Below are 19,227 nucleotides of genomic sequence, written 5' to 3' on the forward strand. Positions count from 1 at the left end.
ATCAATCTCCTTTCTGATCATTTTCAATGGGGATTGCCTTCCAGAAGTAGCGGCGGAAACCCCTTTTTGTGTCATAATCTTTTACGCGGAATACCATTCTCATTTTCAGGCCAACAGCCAGCTCATCATCCGGATGAATATCTGTAAAATCAGCCATCAGGCGGCCGCCCCCTTCAAACTGAACCATGCCATAACAAGCTGGTGGGTCCGGAGAGTAGGTCAAGCGGTCAGCTGTATAGGAATTAAGGGACGCAATCTTGTCAGAGAAGGGATGATCTTCCTGAGTGCCGATTTCGCCGCAATTTTCATTCACGCAGATGTTGCTTTTCGGGAATTGAACAGTGCCGCATTTTGTGCATTCGCCGCCCACCATACGCTGCGCCATATAACGGTTGCGATAATGTGTGGTGAGGCCTGTGTTTTTGTCAACTTCGGCCCTGATTCCCTGTTCCATCTGGATGCCATTGTTCAGTGCCAGGAAGCGATTGTAATTCTCGGTTTTTCGGCCGCGTGCCAAACTGCCTGTAATACCAAGCGGCTTGGGATGGCTGTTTATCTGGTCTGTAACTTCCAGAAGCAATGCGTCACAACCCTGACCAAAGCTGGCGATGAGAATTTTGTCGCCGGCAGAAGCATTTTCTAACGCCTGAACAAGCATAATGGGGGCATGGGAGGTGCCTGCCTCCCCGCAATTTTCTTGAAGGTTGTCCGCGACAGCCTCAGCGTTAATCCCTAGTTTCTTTGCGAGGCCAGCGGCAACATTTCGGGCTGCCACAGGGAAACAGAAGGTCGTAATCTTTTCCGCTTTGGTGCCCGTTTTTTCAAGCAAGGCTTCAACTGCAGCTGGAACAATTTTCATGTAGCCTTCATCGCGGATCCAACGTTCTTCCCACGTGTAGTCATGAGATGCTTCTTCGCCGCGGAAATGATCGACAAAATCAAATGATTCAGTGTGACTACCAAGCAATGTGGCAACTGGATTACCTTCACCTATCAGCAGGGCAGCGGCACCGTCACCTGTGGTGAGCTCAAGTGGGCTGCCTGCCTTGGTGTGACGTTTTTCTGCGGTGGTGTAAAGGATGTTGCCTGCACCGCCTTTTGCTGCCTGAATGGCGGCAATCAGTCCCGATGTTCCCGCCCGCATTGAGGATGCAAAATCCATTGTTTGAATGGAGCTGGAAAGGTTAAGCGCGTCTGCAACAATGCCTGAGTTTTGCCGATCCAGAAACGGAAAGGTTGTGGAGGCCATATAGACACCAGCAATGCCATTTTTGTCTTCAGCACTCAAGCAATCACGGGCGGCTTCAACGGCCATGGTAACGCTATCTTCGTCCCAATTGGCAATGGAACGTTCCCCCCTCGCCAGTCCTTTGAGGCCTGGATTAAACCACGCATGTGCCTTGAAAATCTCGTTTCGTTGAAGGCGGCTTTTGGGGATGTATCCACCATAGGCCAGAATACCAACTGCCACGTTAAATCCTCCTTATTGGGTGGTTTCGGCGCGTAGAAAGGCGTTCCAAGGGATGGATCCCATTGTTCGGCATTTGATCCGAACCACCATTTATTTTGTTATTCTTAATTAGTTCAAATCCAGAAACCAACCTAGACATCCTTGCGATAATAAGCAAGCTAATTAAATGTGGATTGTCCAACGATAATCTTTGCTAGGACGGTCCATCACGCTATAGTGGCGAAAACAAGAAAGGTGGGGCGTCATATGGATTACCTGGATCATAGGGCCGGATTTGTATTTAGCGATATCGCGCGTTTTCGGGCGCGGCTGTTTGATCGTCTTCTGGCGCCTCATGGTTTGACCACCTCTCAGGCGTGGGTGCTGGCCCAGCTTTTTGTCGAAGATAACCTTCCCCAGAAAGAAATAGCCCGTAGAATGGATGTGGGGACAGTGACGGTCGGTGGGCTGATTGATCGCCTGGAAGCACGCGGATTTGTGGAACGGAAAGTTGATCCGGAAGATCGTCGTATCAAGAGAGTTTTGCTAAAAGAAGCGGCGATCCCGATCGGGCGTATAATGTCCGAAAGTGGCCAGCAGGTAAACAAAGCGAGCTTTGCAGGCTTCGCCCCGGAAGAAGCGCAGCAGATGATGGATAGTCTCTTGAAAGTCCGCGCAAATCTGTTGGAAGTGCTGGATGATGACGGGAAACTTCCAAACGCCACAGATATCCTTCTGGAAAAAAGTAAGTAACTCCTACTTCTTTGTCCGATCCATTTGCAGCATTGCTTCCTGAAGTTTGTTCAAGTAGTGGACTAAGGAAATTCGGTCGTCTTCCGAAAATCCGTTGAGAGCCTGATCGTAGAAGGATCCAATGAGGGGTGTAATGCGCTCCCAAAGCTGTTCTCCCTCGTCTGTTAAAGCGATAAGGCGAGATCGCTGGTCATTTGGATCCACTGTACGCTGAATGGCGCCACGTTCCTCCAGTCGATTAAGAACTCCGGTCATATTTTGGCGGCTTAGTTTCAGGTATTCACATAGTTCTGATACGGCCATTCCACTGCGCGCTTGCGGCCTGGAGAGGGCGCCAAGCACGGACCATTGCTGTGTTGTGATTTGTTCCTCCTCCAACGCTTGAGCGCCAACTTTCTGCAATGTATTGGCGGTTTGATAGAGTCGGAAGAACAATCTATTGCTTAAGTCATCAAACATAACAGTATTTTTCTAATGCCATTTCGAAAATAATATGTCACTATATTGACATAAATTTCGAATGAGTTAAAGCTAAAGAGAACAGAAAACAAAAAATAGGGAGATGGGTGATGGAGTTTGCTTTGACATCAGATCAGCAGGCCATCGTGGAGGCTGCAACCTCATTCGCAGCCGAAAAAATTGCCCCTGGATATGCGGAGCGTGACAAAAGTGGCGTCTTTTCGAAAGAGCTGACTGCCGAAATGGGGGCGCTTGGGTTTATCGCACCTGAACAACCTGAAAGTTATGGGGGATCTGAAGTAAGTTACCTGACCAGCGGAATGGTCATGGAGGCCTTGTCCGCAGCTGATTTCAATATGGGTTATGTTCAGCTTCTGGGATCCTTAAACACTCAGATCCTTGCGCGGTATGCGACACCTGAATTGGCGCAGAAATGGATCCCTAAAATTTGCGCGGGCAAGTGTATTCTAGGGGTTGCACTTACGGAGCCGGGCGGCGGGTCGGATGCAGCAAACTTGCAATTGCGCGCTGAGAAAGTTGAGGGGGGATACCGCCTGTCTGGCGAGAAAGCGTCCATTTCCATGGCGGATCAGGCGGATATCATGATCGTCTTTGCCAGAACCGGAGAAAAGCACGCTCGCGCTAAGGGGGTGAGTGCTTTCCTTGTGGAAATGAACACTGAAGGTGTGTCGACTGGCCGTTATGAAGATATGGGGCAGCGCTGCATTGGCCGGGGGTCGATCTTTTTTGATCAGGCATTTATTCCTGAAGATCATCGCTTGGGGGAAGAAAATCGCGCTTTCTCGCAAGTGATGGAAGGGTTTGATTTCAGCCGGGCTTTGATCGGATTGCAATGCCTAGCAGTCGCGGAACAATCGCTGAAAGAAAGTTGGCAATATGCCAGCGAGAGAGAAGCCTTTGGTGAAAAAATTGCGGAGTTTCAGGGGGTAACCTTTCCACTGGCGGAGGCGGAGACCTTTCTGGAAGCGGCAAAGTTGCTTTGCTACAAAACCCTTTGGCTGAAAGATCAAGGGCTGCCCCACACAACCGAGGCCGCCATGTGCAAATGGTGGCCGCCGAAGCTGGGCTTTGAAATCATTCATCAGTGCCTTCTGACCCACGGACATGGCGGGTATGGCAGGGACTATCCATTTGAACAGAGATTAAGAGACGTGCTGGGGCTCCAGATCGGGGACGGCACTGCAAATATTATGAAAATGATTATCGCACGACAGAAGTTGGGAGAAGTAACGTGAAGGGTTTGGAAGGTAAAAGAGCTATTGTCACAGGTGGCGGTGGCGGTTTGGGGACTGCCATTTGTAAACGGTTGGCAGAAGCCGGCGTCATTGTAGGTGTGTTTGACCTGAACAAAGAAGCCGCTGAAAAAGTGGCGTCAGAAATTGGTGGCTCTGCCTCTGCTTACGCTGTTGATATTTCAGATCAGGCAGCGGTTATTGCAGGTGTTCAGGCATTTGAAAATGATCATGGTCCCGCAGATATTCTGGTGAATAATGCCGGCTGGGATAAGGTTGGAAACTTCCTCGATACAGACAAAGATCTTTGGGAGAAAATTGTCGGTATTAACCTTTGGGGTCCTCTGCACATGACCCATGCTGTCGGTCAGGGGATGGCGGCACGGGGCGGCGGAAAGATTATTACCATTGCTTCTGACGCAGCGCGGGTTGGCTCCAGCGGCGAAGGTGTATACTCTGCTTGTAAAGGCGGAATGGTTTCTTTCTCAAAAACCCTAGCAAGGGAGCTCGCACGTAAAAACGTCAATGTCAATGTTGTATGCCCGGGGCCTTCTGACACTCCAATTCTCAATGATTTTGTTGGTGAAGGGGAGATGGGTCAGAAGATTTATGAAGGTTTGAAACGGGCGATCCCGTTTAAGCGTTTAGGGCAACCCGAAGATTTCGGCGGGATCGTTGCGTTTCTGGCGAGCGAAGAAGCAGATTACATTACAGGCCAGGTCATTAGCGTCTCTGGCGGCCTGACGATGGCTGGATAAGAAAAGGAAAACAAAATGTCATTTGAAGATATCCTCTATGAAGAGAAAAATGGGGCTGCGTGGATCACCATTAACCGTCCGGAAAAATACAATGCGTTTCGTGGTCAGACTGTAGAAGAACTGATCGAAGCCTTTAACAAGGCGGCATGGAATAACGATATCGGTGTGATTGTATTGACCGGTGCCGGGGACAAAGCCTTCTGTACGGGCGGTGATCAATCAGCCCATGATGGACAGTATGATGGGCGCGGTACCATCGGCCTGCCAGTGGAAGAGTTGCAGTCTTTGATCCGCGATATTTCCAAACCGGTTATCGCCCGTGTTCAGGGCTTCGCTATTGGTGGCGGTAATGTTCTGGCGGCCCTTTGTGATATGACCATCGCGTCAGAACAAGCGCAGTTTGGTCAGGTTGGTCCAAAAGTTGGTTCTGTGGATCCGGGTTTTGGAACAGCCTATCTGGCCCGTATCGTAGGTGAAAAGAAAGCTCGTGAAATCTGGTATATGTGCCGCCGCTACAAAGCTGCAGAAGCGGAACGTATGGGTCTGGTGAACTGCGTGGTGCCTCATGATCAACTGGATGCGGAAGTTGACGCTTGGTGCGCTGAAATTATGGAGAAAAGCCCAACAGCCCTTGCCATTGCGAAGCGGTCTTTCAATATGGATACGGAGAGCATTAAGGGTATCTCTGCCATGGGAATGCAGAGCTTGAAGCTTTATTATGACACTGATGAATCTCGCGAGGGTGTGAAAGCCTTTAATGAAAAACGGAAACCGGATTTCCGCAAATACGCCAAGTAAGCAAAATCAGCGGGGGTTTTTACCCCTGTTCCTCCCCGGTTTTGTGATTTATAGTTTGCCAGACCTCAAATTACCGGGTCTGGCATTCTTGTTGGCATGAAAAGAAGTAATAAAATCTGTGCCTTCGCTGTTTCTGTATTCGCCAGTCCCGACCAGTCATGCAAGGGAGCCCAGAGATGGCATTGGATAAAAATAACAAAAATATTGATGGCCCGCTGTCCGGAAAATTGGTGATTGATGCAAGCCAAGGGATCGCTGGTCCTTATTGTGGGCAGATGCTGGCCGCCTATGGGGCGCGGGTCATAAAGATTGATCCGCCAAGTGGGGACTGGTGCCGTTCTGTTGGGACAACCTTTGGCACTTTGTCTATTTATTCTGTGGCGTATAACCGTGGTAAGGAAGGCATTGTTCTGGATCTTAAGAAAGAAGAGGATCTGGAAACGCTGTATGACATGGTATCGCAGGCGGATATTTTCCTTGAAAGTTCCCGGCCCGGTGTTGCGGACAAAATCGGAATCGGTTTTGAAACACTAAAACAGAAAAACCCGTCCCTGATTTATCTGTCTGTTAGTGGCTTTGGTCAGCAAGGGGAGTATGCAAATCGTCCCTGCACAGATGGTGTCGCGCAAGCCTATAGCGGTTTTGTGGATGGAAATATTGGCAATGATGGCACCCCCCATAAAGTGGATATTCCGATCATCGATATCGTCACCGGAATGATGTCCTGCCAATCAGTTTTGGCTGCCCTGCATCTACGGGATCGCAAAGGCGAAGCTATTTATCTGGATAACAATCTTGTGGGAAGTTCATTGGAAGTTCAAAAAGCCCGTTTGATGGAGCAGCATCTGAACGGCAGTGTTGTGACCAAATTGAATGTGCCGTCTGGTATCTACAAAGCGAAGGATGCCAATGTTGCCATCGCCCTTGCGACCATCGCACATTTTAAAAAGCTTGTTGATGTTATTGGCGCAACTGACCTTCAGGAAGATCCGGAGCTGGATGATTTTGAGGGATGTGCGCGAAATGAAGACCGACTTCGCGCTCGCCTTCAGGAGATTATCGGTACTGAGACTGCGTCTCATTGGGCAGATCTGCTGGGTGCGGCGGGAATTATCGTCAACCGTATCAATAGTGTTCAGGACGTGCTGGATGATGAAAATGCGCAAGCCGGCGGACTTCTTCATCAGATCACCCACCCGGGTCTTCAGAACTATCTTCTGCCAGTCATGCCTTTAATGCCGGTGAATGTGGGGGACGCCCCTGAAACAGGGCAGCATACACAAGCCGTGCTTGGTGAATTAAAAAGCTGATTTCGATTGATCCTTTGGGCATAATACCAACATGAGTGAGGCGGCCTCAGGCCGCCTTTTATGTTGGGAGGTCCCGTGGAAGAAAAAGAAGAACCCGCCTTTTTTGCGCCGCCTGTTACCAAATATCTGGTAATGGGGCTGATCGTTGCTCATATCCTGCTATTGGTTACAAGCGGAGAGACTATCATCTGGGTGATGGAAACGTTTGCCTTTGACATCGCCCGCGCAAAACTTGTCTTTGAAGGCGCTGGATCCGATGGTTTCGGCTATCTGGTGACAACCCTGACAACTCATATGTTTATCCACCATGATTTTATGCATTTGCTGGTTAATGCATTTATGTTGCTTGCTTTTGGTGCGATGGTGGAACGTTACTACGGAGTGGGTGCGTTTCTCTCCGTTTTCCTCTTATGTGGCTGGGCTGGGGGCTTAAGTGAGTATCTGGTATCCATGTCTGTTGGGGAGGGGTTCCTCTACGGGGCATCTGGCGCGGTCTTCGGGATGATGGGGGCGACCCTCAAATTATTGCTCCCAAAATTTGGCATTGAGAAAACGTTCATATTTGCTGGTGTATTGATGGGGCTCAATTTGGTGATTGGACTTAGTCCATTGGGTGCCATGCTGGCAGGGGAGGGCGCGACAATTTCCTGGGCGGCTCATTTGGGTGGCTTTTTGATGGGGATTGCTTTGTCTTTTGGACTCAAGATCCGACATGCAGTTTGATCACGATCTTGTTAAGGGCGCGTGACATAACTTCATCTTATATTTAGAGGAAAGATGAGGGAAAGGAATTGCAATGAAACTCTCTAAAGCAATGAAAGTTGTTGTATTCGCTGTTGTGGGCTTGTTTATGACAGGCGCCGCGATGGCAGGTGAGGCTGGTCCCTACCAAAAGGATTGGACGGGTACAGCAGCCGAAGGATATGACGTTGTTGCCTATTTTACAGATGGGAAAGCAACTAAGGGCGATAAGAAAATCATCCATGAATGGAACGGGGCTAAATGGCGCTTTGCTTCGGCCGCTAATCGGGATGCTTTTGCGGCTAACCCTGAAAAATATGCGCCGCAATATGGTGGTTACTGTGCCTATGCTGTTTCACAAGGGTATACAGCCAGTGTTGACCCTAAGGCGTTTTCAGTTGTGGATGGGAAGCTATACCTGAACTACTCACCGAGTGTAAAACAGACTTGGGAAGCTGACATTCCGGGATATATTTCTGAAGCTGAAAAATTCTGGCCAACCATTCGTTCAAAACTTTAAGAATAGCTGGAAATCAAAGATATTACCCGGGGCATGCGGGGGCTAGCCCCGGGTATCAATGTAGATCAATCAATTAGGGAGAGACAGATCTACATCTCTAGGAAGAGTTATCGCCGCCAAATCGGCGCATCAGTGTCAGCCGCTCCTTGATAGGTGACACTCATTTCATCGAAGGCTTTTAAAACAGACGGCACATCCTGATCATCACGCAGCTCAAATGATGAAAAGCCGCACCGCTGCATATAGAAAACCTGATCCTGCAGAACATCTCCTGCAGCCCGTATTTCACCTTTAAAGCCCAAACGTTCACGTAGAAGACGCGCCTGAGTAAACGCCCGACCGTCTGTCATTTTAGGAAATTGCAAAACAATCAGGTCCAATCTTTCCAGATCAGGCTCTAGCGCGTAAATGTCATCAGTATTTTCCAAAATGACACCCAGACGACTGTTGCGCTTTAGAAGATCTTCGCGGCGGTCCAGCCATGCATCAAAGGGGACATAAATGTCCCCTTCAGGCAGATCGCCTTCACCTTCCAGACCTGTATAAGGAAGCCAGCTGTCTTCGGCGGGCTTGCGATCTTTAATATACTTACCCATAAAGCTGTTCCTTAAACGGTGCTTGTCCAATGCGGCGGTAGGTGGTCAGGAAATCTTCTTCTTCGTCTTCGCGGTTTTGAAGATAGACGTCCAATACAGTTCCAACAGCGCCGACAATTTCATCTGCAGTGAAAGCAGGGCCAATGATCTTGCCGATCGCAGCATCTTCACGGGCGCTACCACCCAATGTGAGCTGGTAGACCTCAATACCTTTCTTGTTCACCCCCAGAATACCAATATTGGCAACATGGTGATGACCACAGGCATTGATACAGCCAGAGATGTTCAGGCTGATATCACCCAAATCATTGACGTAATCATAATTTTCGAAACGATCCGTGAGTGCCTGAGCAATTGGCAGGGAACGTGCGGTCGCAAGAGAGCAGTAGTCCATTCCTGGGCAGGCGATGATATCCGTCAGATGATTGTAGTTAGGGGTCGCAAGTCCAAGGTTCTTGAGCTCCTGCCACAATTCATAAAGATCGGTCAGTTTCACATCTGACAGAACAAGATTCTGGCGATGGGTTGAGCGGATCTGACCCAAGCTGTAGCGATCTGCCAGATCAGCGATGGAATCCATCTGATCGGCGGTCACATCCCCTGGTGGCTGATCAGGAGATTTCAGAGATAGATAGACAACGCGATATCCGGATTTTTTATGAAGCTCCAGATTATTGTCGACCCATTTTGCGAAATCTGTGTCTGTCAGCAGATGTTGATCAAATGTTTCGTCAAAATCTGCAAGGTCTTCATATTCAGGATCTTTGAAATGGGCACGGATTGCGTCAATATCCTCATCGCGCAAACGTAGCTTGCTCGCCTTGATATTTTCCCACTCGGCTTCTACCAATTCGCGGAATTTCTCTTCGCCTGTTTCGTGGACCAGAATCTTGATCCGGGCCTTGTACAGATTATCCCGGCGCCCAAGCTGGTTATAGACCCGCAAGATAGCTTCCATATATGTCAGCATGTCATGAACCGGCAAGAAGTCACGCACCAGTTTGCCGATCATCGGTGTTCGGCCGAGGCCACCACCAACGTAAACTTCCAGTCCGAGCTCACCGGCATCGTTCTTCACAAGGCGCAGACCAATGTCGTGAACCGCAACGGCAGCACGATCGTGAATGGCACCGCTGACCGCGATTTTAAATTTGCGCGGCAGGAAGTTGAATTCCGGATGGAAAGTTGACCACTGACGGATCAGTTCACAGTAAGGGCGCGGATCCGCGATCTCGTCCCTTGCGACACCAGCAAGGGGGTCAGACGTAGTGTTACGGATACAGTTGCCACTTGTCTGGATCGCGTGCATTTCGACGGCTGCGAGCGCATCCAGAATCTCTGGCACCTCTTCAAGTTTCGGCCAGTTATACTGGATATTTTGACGGGTGGAGAAATGCCCATATCCTCGGTCATAACGGCGTGCGATGTGGGCAAGGGTCCGCATTTGCTCGGATGACAATAAGCCATACGGCACCGCGACGCGCAGCATGTAAGCATGCAACTGCAAATACAAACCATTGCGCAGGCGCTGATTTTTAAACTCTTCTTCAGACAGGTCGCCCTTCAGTCGGCGCTCTACCTGATCGCGAAACTGCGTCACCCGCTCCAACAGGAGTTGGTGATCTGCTTGTGAATACTGATACATTCTCTAGCTCGTTTGAGTGATCAGGCTGCGGCTTGTGTGTGCTGCTTGGTTTTGCCTGAGATAGGTAATTTAATGGTTGGGCCGCCCGCACGGATACGTTCCCTGTTTTCTAAAGGAACGAGGCGTCCATCTTCACTTGTCACGTCTACGGTGTAAGGGCCAACGATAATGTTGTTTTGCTCCCCACGATCCGCTTCAAGTTTCAACGTCTCTTCAGCCACCTGTTCTGTACTTGTGGCGTTGGTAAAGTCAGTTGTCCAAACGGCTTCTCCATCTCTTAAAGATAGATAAGCGACAAGTCCCTCTTTCAGCAGGGAGGCTGTGTAGATTTTATAAGTCATCGTCAATCTCCGCATTTCGGGATTAGAATTTAGATCAAATATAGGAAATAAATCTAAATACGCAATAAAAATGTATATTAAATTTAAATACCAAAAAAATACTGTTAATTAATGGAGCTTATGTTACTTGGACGGCTCATATGAATGCCGCATTCGGTCTTGCCTTTACCAGACCACCGACCGGAACGGGCGTCACCTCCAGCAACGACACGTTCTGTACAAGGCATACAGCCGATGGATAGAAACCCGTCCGCAACCAACGGGTGAGGAGGGAGGTTCTTTTCCATGAAGGCAGCTTTGATATCCGCTTCGGACCAGTTTGCCAGTGGATTGATTTTGATAAATCCATCTGAGGCTTCGATCACCTCAATAGAACTGCGGCTGCTTGCCTGAAAACGTTTGCGGCCAGTAATCCAACCTTTAAAACCAGAATCTTCCAGTACTTTCAGGGATTTGTCTAAAGGAAGTACCTTCCTGATATGGCAGCATTTGTCTGAATCTGTGGTGAAAAGCATGTCATCAGGATCGAAATTTTCCAGATCTGCACTGTCTGGACGGATGATTCTCACATCCTCAAGCCCCAGCAACTCTGTAATTTGCCGCTGATAGCGTAAGGTCTCGCCAAACAGGCGTCTTGTGTCCAGAAATACCACTGGAATAGATGGATCGGCTTTCGCAACCAGATCCAGAAGCACGACAGATTCCGCGCCGAAAGAAGATGTGATCATAATCTTGCCTTGCATCTCGCCCTTGGCAAGCGCGCTTAGAAGTTCGCCGCCATCAAGATGGCCGTATTTACCGCGTAGCTGTGCAGCAACTGTTTCAAGGTCTTGAGCAAGATCGATTTGGGACATTGGTTTCTTCCATCTGCAACTGATTTTGAAAACATAATGTGAAATAATTTAATAGCAATAAAAAAATGTAATAAAAATAAACTACACATAAAATATGGTATTTATGAGAATGAGGCTTTTTGTTAGGATTTCTGCGGGGGAAGAATGAAAAAACGCGTTATCAAGCGAATTGCCGTAACTTTAGGGGCTGTGATTTGTATCACGCAGAGCCCATTGCGTGCAGAACCCAGATTTGCGTCTTTGGAAGTTGGTGATCGTCAAGTCACTTTGGACTACCTGCATTGGTTTAAAGCGCTTCCTGATCACATGTTAAGGGATGTTAAAGCTGGTAATGTGAGTGTTTCCACAAACAGATATGGGGGGGAGTATCGTAAGCTGCTGGATGGAGAAGGGAACTGGCTTCAGAGGAGCTGGATAGCACAAGGCTATGCTATTTATAATGGGATGGCGGGAATAAACACTGAATGGCGGATTTCTTTTCTAGAAGCAGAGCGACAAGCGCAAAAACAAAAATTGGGATATTGGGCGTCTCATACCGTTCGCCGGGCAACTAATTCAAACAGAATCAATGTAAATGGTTCTTTTCAGGTGATAGAAGGCGTCGTTCAATCTGTAGGGAAAAGTAAAGGCTGGATCTATCTCAATTTCGGATCCAACTGGAGGACAGATTTTACAGCCGCAATTCCGCCCAAAAACAAAGCCATATTTAAATCTAAAGGGTGGAAATTGGCAGAGCTTGAGAATATCTCTGTAAGGGTTAGAGGATATGTTCGGAAATATAATGGACCCTTCATGGAGCTATATTTTCCTGAGCAAATTGAATTGAGCAACGAGGATTAGATGATGAGTTTTCCAAATTCGGTCTTGCGCGCGATAGCAGTTCCAGCTTTATGCTTTAGCATCGCCATCGGAAATCTTGTTTCCCCTACAGTTGCCTATGCAGAAACGCGTAATGTCGCTGATATCTTCTCCATTTTTGAGCCTTCTGATGAGCAGGCGATCGGTGCTTCGCAGCATAAAAAGATCGTTGAACAATATGGCGGTGAATATATTCAGGAAGGGCTTAATGACTATATCCTCGATATTGTTCTCAGGATTGTCTCCACAACTGAGCAGCGAAACCAGCCCTGGCGTGTGACCGTTCTTAACAGTCCCGTTGTAAATGCTTTCGCATTGCCGGGTGGTTATGTGTATGTGACACGCGGGCTATTGGCGCTTGCCCGAAACGAAGCGGAAGTTGCAGGTGTTCTGGGCCATGAGGTTGGCCACGTCATTGCCCGCCACGGGGTGCAGCGTCAATCGCGTGCAACAGGTGTTGGAATCCTGGGGGCTATCGCAGGTATTCTCACGCAAAACGCAGATGTGGCGCGCCTTGGACAGACTCTCGGTGGGTTGTTTATCGCGGATTATTCTCGTGATCAGGAATATGAAGCGGATAGTCTGGGGTTAAAGTATCTCGGCAGTAGCGGTTATCCGCGAATGGCTGTCGCGGATTTTCTTCAGCGGTTGGAAGATCATGCTGAATTTGAAAAGAAAAAGGCCGGCAAAGATGGGCAAAGCGGTCAGTTTGATTTCTTTGCATCTCACCCACAAACAGAAGACCGTATAGATCGCGCCCGCAGCCTTGCCCGTCAGGCGGATGAAGGAGAGCGGGACAATGGACGTGACCGATATCTGGCAGCGACCGATGGCCTTAAATATGGAGATGATATTAAAGAAGGTGTTATTCGCGGACGTACCTTTATTCACCCGGATCTGCGCCTGACCTTCGATGCGCCGAAGGGCTTTCAGTTGATCAATTCCACCCGCGCCGTTTATGCGCAGGATCGAAATGGTAACCGTATGGTTTTTGACATGGACCCACGAGGTCTTCGCGGGCAAAGTGCGGCAAGTTATCTGCAGAATGTCTGGATGAAAAACTATCAGGTTGGCAATATTCAGAGCCTCGATGTGAACGGCGCTCAGGCGGCTTATAGCCGGATCAACATCAAACAAAATAATGGGCGGGTGACCTATCTTACCGCTGTGGTGATTAACTTTGGATATGAGCGCGTTGTTCGTTTCGCATATACGTCAAAACGTCGCTCCAACGAATTGGAGGAACGATATATTGAAAGTTTCCAGAGTTTCCGACCAATCGCCTATTCAGAAGCCTCAAAAATCAAGCAGCTGACACTCGCCATTAAAACTGTTGGGTATAGGGAAGATTTGGATGATCTTGTGGACGAGATGCCAGAAGGTAAATTCCGCAAAGATCTGTTTCTGCTATTGAACCCTGAATTTAAGAAGCGTGATCCTAAGAGAGGGGATCAGTATAAGATCATTCAGGACTGATCTGAGATTTCGCTTGAAGAAATCAGATCGTCAATTTCACCATCAAGCGTGATGCAGGCCGCTGTCAACGGACCGCCGAAACCACAGCCGCTATCCAGCGAAATGGTATGACCTGTTTCGACGACACCTTCATGCGCGCGATCAAATCCGCGGATAACACGTTTAAAGCCTGAATAAGGTGTTTCCATCTTATCAAAGAAACCGCTGCCCCACCAGAATGTGTCCGCTTGCTCGGTAACCGGGCGATTTGGGTCTATGCCCGCGTGAACCAGCAGTAATTCACCGTTCATGCTATAGGCTGCCCGGCGCAGTGATATGAGAATGTCATTATGTCCCGGATGGCTTTGGATGGCATCCCGAAGACGGCCCGTCCAGCGTGTGGTTGCCAGAATGCCCTCTCGAAGATAGCCACGGGCTTCCTGCTCGCTGTGGCCATAGGCTTCCAACGTGGCGCCAATTCCGTGGTCAACCATCCAGTCAAAGACTTCGGTTGGATTACTTGCCAATTGAACTTGAAGAAGTTTGCGCAGCATTTCTTCCTGTGCGCCGCGTAGGAAAACAATGTCGTCCGGTTCCATACCGGGAAGACACAGACGATCAATGCGAAACGCCAGCAATTCGTCCAGCACACCCTTGATGTCACTTCCATGTCCAAGATAGTTGCCCAGATAAACCAGGCGGTCGCCATGCTGCCAGCGATCACTGATCTGATCATGGATCTGACGCAAGGCTTCAACTTCGCCATGAATGCAGGAAACTGCCCATACCCGATTGGTATAGGAGAGACACCCGAACTTTTCGCTGTGAGGATTGTGCTTCATGGTTTGATAGAATGAATCGTCCGATTCGTTTTTTCAAGCACTGATTCGCGATTCGATAAAAATTTAATAAAAAACCCGGGTGATGGCCCGGGTTTTTTGAATTTTCATGTCTTAACAAGCTGTATTAGGCGGCTTTAAGAACCTTTTGAAGTTTTTCAGTGGCGGCATCGTCTTCGATTTTTTCGACAACAGCCAGTTCACGAGAGAGGCGCTCCAGAGCGGCTTCATAGATTTGACGCTCACTGTAAGACTGATCGGGCTGGTCTTCGTTACGGTGCAGGTCACGAACCACTTCTGCGATCTGAACGGGATCGCCGGAATTAATTTTCGCTTCGTACTCTTGTGCGCGGCGGCTCCACATCGTGCGTTTAACACGAGCGCGACCTTTGAGGGTATCCAGAGCTGTCTTCATAGTTTTTGGAGACGACAGGGCGCGCATACCAACTACTTTGGCTTTGGCGATTGGAACACGCAAAGTCATTTTTTCGTGCGCGAAATCAACAACATAAAGCTTCAGGCTCATTCCAGAGATTTCCTGATCTTCGATGCTGACAACCTGACCAACGCCATGTGTAGGATAGACGACGTGATCTAAAGGTTCGAATTCCAAGTCTTTAGTCATTTACTTCCTTCTCTCCACCAGGGGATGGTTTCAAAAATGCACAAAAAAATAGCAGCGATCCAAAGGGTAAGCTGCAACAGAAACCATTCCGGAAATGTGATGAATGCTTCCATCACCGGGCCAACGACAATAAAATTTGAAGATGGCAACGCTTAGACAGCCGGGAGAATCCCGCGACTGAAACAGGACTATAACACAATTTTAGACAAATTGCTAATCTAGAAGCATTAATTATACGCGGACCTGCTATTACAGGTCCGCATAGCTCAGATTTAGGAACCTTCGCCTGGGTTGGAGCTGAATTGTTCCATTTTGCCCGATTTGCCGTTCCAGTCGTCTGCATCGGCTGGCGCATCACCTTTTTGTGTAATGTTTGGCCATTTTTCGGAATATTCACGGTTTAGTTCAAGGAACTTGTCTGCCTCACCTTCTGTGTCAGGCAGGATGGCTTCCGCGGGGCACTCTGGTTCACAAACGCCGCAATCAATGCATTCGTCTGGGTGGATCACCAGCATATTCTCGCCTTCGTAGAAGCAATCTACGGGGCAAACCTCAACGCAGTCCATAAATTTGCACTTGATGCAATTTTCGGTCACGACGTAGGTCATTCTCTTCTCCAGCTCATTGGATTTTAATAATTAGCTTTAATAGGAATTATCTTTATTGCCGTCGGCTGACAACCCCTTTTTGTTTAGTCTATGTCACAACCAGCGTGTTTATCCGGAAATGCCAAGTCGCGCCAAAACACGTTTTCGTGCTTTTCCGCTTTCTACATCATCCACATAAATCAGGCCACATATACGTCTCAACAGGTTTGCTTCATAATCGCTGAGAACGCCATCTGCATAGACAATTTCCCAAAGCATTTCAACAATATGGACGCGATCATCAAAGTCGACGGTTTCTTTAACCGTGCGAGTGAAATACAAAATCTGATCTGAATTTGCGTGTGTTTTTTCAGCCTCAGAGATGATTTCCAGAACTTCCTTGTCCGTCATGTCGAAATGGCGCTTCAAGACAGAAGCCACCATTTCTTTTTCGGTTTCGCAGTAGGTCTCATCAGAGAGCGCCGCTTCAATCATCAGAGCAGCGATTGCGGTTGTTTTTTCATCAAGCGCTGATGCAGGTTCAGCTTCTTTGGAGAAAAGTTTCTTCAGTTGAGAGAGCATCGTGACCTCCAGAACCTGATTAGCTTACAGTGCCGTGGCAATGTTTGTATTTTTTGCCAGAGCCACATGGGCAAGGGTCATTACGGCGTACTTTCCCCCAGGTAGATGGATCATTTTCATCAAACGCGGCAGCCATTTCATTTTCGCCGGTAACCGGGTCAATATGTGTTGCCTGCATCTGACTTTCATCAGGGGCTTCGCGTTCGATGACGTCGGAAGGTTGCTGCAATTCAACGTGGCTAAGATATGTGGTTACCTGCACGTGAAGCTGGTTCAGCATTGTCTGGAACATGCCAAAGGCTTCGGATTTGTATTCGTTAAGTGGATCCTTCTGTGCGTAGGCACGAAGTGACACGCTCTGGCGAAGGTGATCTAATTGTAGCAGGTGCTCTTTCCAGATCTGATCCAGAATTTGCAGGAGCAGGCTTTTTTCCACCATGCGCATGACTTCAGTGCCATAGCGGACTGCTTTTTCAGCCATCTTGCGGTTGCTGTGATCTTCAATACGCTCGCGGATTTCTTCATCCGCAATGCCTTCTTCCTTGGCCCATTCATCAACTGGTAGATCCAGTCCTAATACCTCAAGTACTTCGTTTTTAAGGCCGTCGGTATCCCATTGCTCTGGGTATGCTTTTTCGGGGATATGGTTACTGACCATGTCGTCAATAACACCAAGGCGCATATCCTTGATGGTTTCTGACAGATCATCTTCCTTCATCATATTGATGCGTTGTTCATAGACTACTTTGCGCTGGTCATTCATCACGTCATCAAACTTCAGAAGGTTTTTACGGATGTCGTAGTTTCGGGCTTCAACCTTTTGCTGCGCTTTTTCGAGGGCCTTGTTGATCCAGGGGTGAATAATGGCTTCGCCTTCTTCAAGCCCCAGTTTTTTAAGCATGCCGTCCATACGTTCTGACCCAAAGATACGCATCAGGTCGTCTTGCAAAGACAGATAGAAGCGACTTGTGCCCGGATCCCCCTGACGACCCGAACGACCGCGGAGCTGGTTATCGATACGGCGACTTTCATGGCGCTCAGTGCCGATCACGAACAGACCGCCAAGTTCAAGAACTTTTTCTTTTTCGGCCTGTACTTCGGCTTCTATTTCCGCAGTGATCTTTGCGATTTCGTCAGCGTCGGTTTTACCTTCAGTTTTCTGATCAATGAGCATCTGCGCATTGCCGCCGAGCTTAATATCAGTACCACGGCCCGCCATGTTGGTGGCAATAGTGACAGCGCCTATGCGGCCCGCCTGACTGATAATCTCGGCTTCCTGATCATGGAAGCGGGCGTTCAGAACAGCGTGCTTGATGTTTTTCTTTTTGAGGATATTGGAGAGAGCTTCGGATTTCTCGATGGAGGCCGTGCCCACCAGCACAGGTTGACCACGTTCCTGACACTCGACAATCGTCTCAAGGATTGCGTTGTGTTTTTCTTCTTCAGTCCGGTAAACCTCGTCATCTTCGTCTTTACGGGCAACACCGATATTGGTCGGGATTTCGACAACGGCCAGACCGTAAATCTCTGCAAATTCTTCTGCTTCTGTAGACGCTGTACCCGTCATACCGGACAGCTTGTCATACATGCGGAAGTAATTCTGGAAAGTAATGGAGGCCAGCGTCTGGTTTTCTGGCTGGATATCCACTTTTTCCTTAGCTTCCAGTGCCTGGTGCAGGCCGTCAGAATAACGTCTACCATCCATCATGCGGCCGGTAAATTCGTCAATGATGACAACCTTGCCGCCTTTGACGATGTAATCTTTGTCTTTTTCAAAAAGTTTGTGGGCACGCAGAGCCTGGTTGGAGTGATGAACGGCACCCACATTTTCAATATCATACAGATTGCCGCTTTTCAGGAGACCGGCTTCTTCCAAAAGGCGTTCGATATGTTCTGTACCAACCTCTGTAAAGCTGACGGATTTGGATTTCTCGTCTACTTCGTAATCTTCTTCCGCCAACTGAGGGATAAGCGCATCCACAGCCATGTAGGATTCAGATGAATCTTCCGCAGGGCCTGAAATAATCAGTGGTGTCCGGGCTTCATCGATCAGGATACTGTCAACCTCGTCCACGATGGCGAAGTTGAAGTCGCGCTGAACCATTGATTCCTTGTCGAACTTCATGTTATCGCGCAAATAGTCGAAGCCAAACTCGTTATTTGTGCCATAGGTAATGTCGCAGGCGTAAGCCGCACGGCGTTCTGTTTCATCAACGCCAGATGCGATACAGCCCACAGTCATGCCCAGGCGTTCATAAACGCGGGCCATCCATTCACTGTCACGTTTGGCGAGATAGTCGTTCACGGTTACCACGTGAACACCTTTACCTTCCAAAGCGTTCAGATAAGCCGCCAGTGTGGAGACCAGTGTTTTACCTTCACCGGTCTTCATTTCAGTGATTTTACCTTGGTGCAATACAATGCCGCCCATCAGCTGAACATCGTAGTGACGTTCACCCAAGGCGCGTTTCGCCGCCTCACGAACGCAGGCGAAGGCTTCGGGCAGGATATCGTCCAGCTTCGTACCACCGGATAACTGCTCACGGAATTGGTCGGTTTTGGCTTTTAGTTCATCATCAGAAAGCGGTGCGATCTGATCTTCCAATGCATTAATTTGGGTAACGAGCGCCTGAATTGGTTTCAAGGCACGGTCATTGGATGAACCGAAAATCTTTTTGGCTAATGTACCAAACATTTCTGACACAACTCCGATAGTCCGCGTGTTTTAAGCGCTTGCACGCGGATAATAATTGGGCTCCAAACCGATTGGATCCATGAATTCAATAGGTGACAGATAAGGGGG

Annotated in this window: 20 protein-coding genes; 9 read left to right on the plus strand and 11 right to left on the minus strand. The window is 48.6% G+C overall.

From position 1 onward, the window contains the following. Position 1: 1 nt before the first annotated feature. Positions 2 to 1,471 carry a hydroxymethylglutaryl-CoA synthase family protein gene (locus tag GUA87_RS18185; protein WP_193715719.1) on the minus strand — a complete coding sequence of 490 codons (1,470 nt, stop codon included), beginning with the start codon at positions 1,469 to 1,471 and terminating at the stop codon, positions 2 to 4. A 246-nt stretch (positions 1,472 to 1,717) separates the two neighbouring features. Here GUA87_RS18185 and GUA87_RS06715 point away from each other — a divergent pair, with 246 nt between their 5' ends. Then, a complete protein-coding gene (locus GUA87_RS06715; protein WP_193715720.1) occupies positions 1,718 to 2,203 on the plus strand; it encodes a MarR family winged helix-turn-helix transcriptional regulator in 486 nt (161 codons plus the stop codon). A gap of 3 nt (positions 2,204 to 2,206) precedes the next feature. Here the strand turns inward: GUA87_RS06715 and GUA87_RS06720 are convergent, their stop codons facing one another. Further along, positions 2,207 to 2,662: a MarR family winged helix-turn-helix transcriptional regulator gene (locus GUA87_RS06720; RefSeq protein WP_193715721.1), complete on the minus strand. Its 456-nt coding sequence runs from the start codon at positions 2,660 to 2,662 to the stop codon at positions 2,207 to 2,209. A gap of 110 nt (positions 2,663 to 2,772) precedes the next feature. On the opposite strand from GUA87_RS06720, the gene GUA87_RS06725 reads away from it, so the two are divergent. From GUA87_RS06725 to GUA87_RS06750, 6 genes are all read left to right on the plus strand, one after another. Beyond that, positions 2,773 to 3,918: an acyl-CoA dehydrogenase family protein gene (locus tag GUA87_RS06725; protein WP_193715722.1), complete on the plus strand. Its 1,146-nt coding sequence runs from the start codon at positions 2,773 to 2,775 to the stop codon at positions 3,916 to 3,918. After that, positions 3,915 to 4,673, plus strand: coding sequence for a glucose 1-dehydrogenase (locus GUA87_RS06730; protein WP_193715723.1), 759 nt, complete (start codon positions 3,915 to 3,917; stop codon positions 4,671 to 4,673). Before GUA87_RS06725 ends, GUA87_RS06730 begins: the two co-directional genes overlap by 4 nt. Positions 4,674 to 4,688: 15 nt before the next feature. Next, positions 4,689 to 5,471, plus strand: a complete 783-nt coding sequence (gene badI, locus GUA87_RS06735; RefSeq protein WP_193715724.1) for a 2-ketocyclohexanecarboxyl-CoA hydrolase — start codon at positions 4,689 to 4,691, stop codon at positions 5,469 to 5,471. A 176-nt stretch (positions 5,472 to 5,647) separates the two neighbouring features. Continuing rightward, a complete protein-coding gene (locus GUA87_RS06740; protein WP_193715725.1) occupies positions 5,648 to 6,781 on the plus strand; it encodes a CaiB/BaiF CoA transferase family protein in 1,134 nt (377 codons plus the stop codon). 75 nt (positions 6,782 to 6,856) lie between these two features. Continuing rightward, positions 6,857 to 7,504: a rhomboid family intramembrane serine protease gene (locus tag GUA87_RS06745; RefSeq protein ID WP_193715726.1), complete on the plus strand. Its 648-nt coding sequence runs from the start codon at positions 6,857 to 6,859 to the stop codon at positions 7,502 to 7,504. 73 nt (positions 7,505 to 7,577) lie between these two features. Continuing rightward, complete coding sequence (locus GUA87_RS06750) at positions 7,578 to 8,042, plus strand: YHS domain-containing (seleno)protein (protein ID WP_227711703.1); 465 nt, start codon at positions 7,578 to 7,580, stop codon at positions 8,040 to 8,042. Between the two features lie 107 nt (positions 8,043 to 8,149). On the opposite strand, the gene GUA87_RS06755 is transcribed toward GUA87_RS06750, so the two are convergent. From GUA87_RS06755 to GUA87_RS06770, 4 genes are all read right to left on the minus strand, one after another. Further along, entirely contained in the window at positions 8,150 to 8,638 is a 489-nt protein-coding gene (locus GUA87_RS06755) for a DUF934 domain-containing protein (protein WP_193715727.1), read from the minus strand. Beyond that, positions 8,631 to 10,283 (minus strand): nitrite/sulfite reductase, encoded by a 1,653-nt coding sequence (locus GUA87_RS06760; protein ID WP_193715728.1) that lies wholly within the window; start codon positions 10,281 to 10,283, stop codon positions 8,631 to 8,633. The genes GUA87_RS06755 and GUA87_RS06760 overlap by 8 nt, the downstream gene beginning before the upstream one ends. Before the next feature lie 20 nt (positions 10,284 to 10,303). Further along, entirely contained in the window at positions 10,304 to 10,624 is a 321-nt protein-coding gene (locus tag GUA87_RS06765; protein ID WP_193715729.1) for a DUF2849 domain-containing protein, read from the minus strand. Positions 10,625 to 10,728: 104 nt separating this feature from the next. After that, entirely contained in the window at positions 10,729 to 11,478 is a 750-nt protein-coding gene (locus tag GUA87_RS06770; protein WP_193715730.1) for a phosphoadenylyl-sulfate reductase, read from the minus strand. Positions 11,479 to 11,622: 144 nt separating this feature from the next. Here GUA87_RS06770 and GUA87_RS06775 point away from each other — a divergent pair, with 144 nt between their 5' ends. Continuing rightward, positions 11,623 to 12,318 (plus strand): hypothetical protein, encoded by a 696-nt coding sequence (locus GUA87_RS06775; protein WP_193715731.1) that lies wholly within the window; start codon positions 11,623 to 11,625, stop codon positions 12,316 to 12,318. Continuing rightward, positions 12,319 to 13,812, plus strand: a complete 1,494-nt coding sequence (locus GUA87_RS06780; RefSeq protein WP_193715732.1) for a M48 family metalloprotease — start codon at positions 12,319 to 12,321, stop codon at positions 13,810 to 13,812. It begins immediately after the preceding gene. Here the strand turns inward: GUA87_RS06780 and GUA87_RS06785 are convergent. The 5 genes from GUA87_RS06785 to secA all read right to left on the minus strand — a co-directional run bounded on the left by GUA87_RS06785 (position 13,803) and on the right by secA (position 19,119). Beyond that, the gene (locus tag GUA87_RS06785) at positions 13,803 to 14,633 is read right to left on the minus strand and encodes a hypothetical protein (RefSeq protein WP_193715733.1); all 831 of its coding nucleotides are present in this window, start codon (positions 14,631 to 14,633) and stop codon (positions 13,803 to 13,805) included. The two genes, GUA87_RS06780 and GUA87_RS06785, sit on opposite strands and share 10 nt — an antisense overlap. A 124-nt stretch (positions 14,634 to 14,757) precedes the next feature. After that, on the minus strand, positions 14,758 to 15,255 hold the full coding sequence (locus GUA87_RS06790; protein WP_193715734.1) for a CarD family transcriptional regulator: 498 nt from the start codon (positions 15,253 to 15,255) through the stop codon (positions 14,758 to 14,760). 272 nt (positions 15,256 to 15,527) lie between these two features. Next, positions 15,528 to 15,863, minus strand: coding sequence for a ferredoxin FdxA (fdxA, locus tag GUA87_RS06795; protein WP_193715735.1), 336 nt, complete (start codon positions 15,861 to 15,863; stop codon positions 15,528 to 15,530). A 108-nt stretch (positions 15,864 to 15,971) separates the two neighbouring features. Next, positions 15,972 to 16,424 carry a TerB family tellurite resistance protein gene (locus GUA87_RS06800; RefSeq protein ID WP_193715736.1) on the minus strand — a complete coding sequence of 151 codons (453 nt, stop codon included), beginning with the start codon at positions 16,422 to 16,424 and terminating at the stop codon, positions 15,972 to 15,974. Between the two features lie 19 nt (positions 16,425 to 16,443). After that, positions 16,444 to 19,119, minus strand: coding sequence for a preprotein translocase subunit SecA (secA, locus tag GUA87_RS06805; protein ID WP_193715737.1), 2,676 nt, complete (start codon positions 19,117 to 19,119; stop codon positions 16,444 to 16,446). Between the last annotated feature and the right edge of the window lie 108 nt (positions 19,120 to 19,227).

Origin of the sequence: Sneathiella sp. P13V-1 (assembly GCF_015143595.1) — a bacterium.
Taxonomy (GTDB): domain Bacteria; phylum Pseudomonadota; class Alphaproteobacteria; order Sneathiellales; family Sneathiellaceae; genus Sneathiella.

Excerpts from the sequence above, each read along its gene's own strand:
- GUA87_RS06750 (WP_227711703.1), top strand. The coding sequence starts at position 7,578 with ATGAAACTCTCTAAAGCAATGAAAGTTGTTGTATTCGCTGTTGTGGGC.
- GUA87_RS06800 (WP_193715736.1), bottom strand. The coding sequence starts at position 16,424 with ATGCTCTCTCAACTGAAGAAACTTTTCTCCAAAGAAGCTGAACCTGCA.
- GUA87_RS06755 (WP_193715727.1), bottom strand. The coding sequence starts at position 8,638 with ATGGGTAAGTATATTAAAGATCGCAAGCCCGCCGAAGACAGCTGGCTT.
- GUA87_RS06725 (WP_193715722.1), top strand. The coding sequence starts at position 2,773 with ATGGAGTTTGCTTTGACATCAGATCAGCAGGCCATCGTGGAGGCTGCA.
- fdxA (WP_193715735.1), bottom strand. The coding sequence starts at position 15,863 with ATGACCTACGTCGTGACCGAAAATTGCATCAAGTGCAAATTTATGGAC.
- GUA87_RS06785 (WP_193715733.1), bottom strand. The coding sequence starts at position 14,633 with ATGAAGCACAATCCTCACAGCGAAAAGTTCGGGTGTCTCTCCTATACC.
- GUA87_RS06720 (WP_193715721.1), bottom strand. The coding sequence starts at position 2,662 with ATGTTTGATGACTTAAGCAATAGATTGTTCTTCCGACTCTATCAAACC.
- GUA87_RS06765 (WP_193715729.1), bottom strand. The coding sequence starts at position 10,624 with ATGACTTATAAAATCTACACAGCCTCCCTGCTGAAAGAGGGACTTGTC.
- secA (WP_193715737.1), bottom strand. The coding sequence starts at position 19,119 with ATGTTTGGTACATTAGCCAAAAAGATTTTCGGTTCATCCAATGACCGT.
- GUA87_RS06770 (WP_193715730.1), bottom strand. The coding sequence starts at position 11,478 with ATGTCCCAAATCGATCTTGCTCAAGACCTTGAAACAGTTGCTGCACAG.
- GUA87_RS06760 (WP_193715728.1), bottom strand. The coding sequence starts at position 10,283 with ATGTATCAGTATTCACAAGCAGATCACCAACTCCTGTTGGAGCGGGTG.
- badI (WP_193715724.1), top strand. The coding sequence starts at position 4,689 with ATGTCATTTGAAGATATCCTCTATGAAGAGAAAAATGGGGCTGCGTGG.
- GUA87_RS06780 (WP_193715732.1), top strand. The coding sequence starts at position 12,319 with ATGATGAGTTTTCCAAATTCGGTCTTGCGCGCGATAGCAGTTCCAGCT.
- GUA87_RS06775 (WP_193715731.1), top strand. The coding sequence starts at position 11,623 with ATGAAAAAACGCGTTATCAAGCGAATTGCCGTAACTTTAGGGGCTGTG.
- GUA87_RS06790 (WP_193715734.1), bottom strand. The coding sequence starts at position 15,255 with ATGACTAAAGACTTGGAATTCGAACCTTTAGATCACGTCGTCTATCCT.
- GUA87_RS06715 (WP_193715720.1), top strand. The coding sequence starts at position 1,718 with ATGGATTACCTGGATCATAGGGCCGGATTTGTATTTAGCGATATCGCG.
- GUA87_RS06740 (WP_193715725.1), top strand. The coding sequence starts at position 5,648 with ATGGCATTGGATAAAAATAACAAAAATATTGATGGCCCGCTGTCCGGA.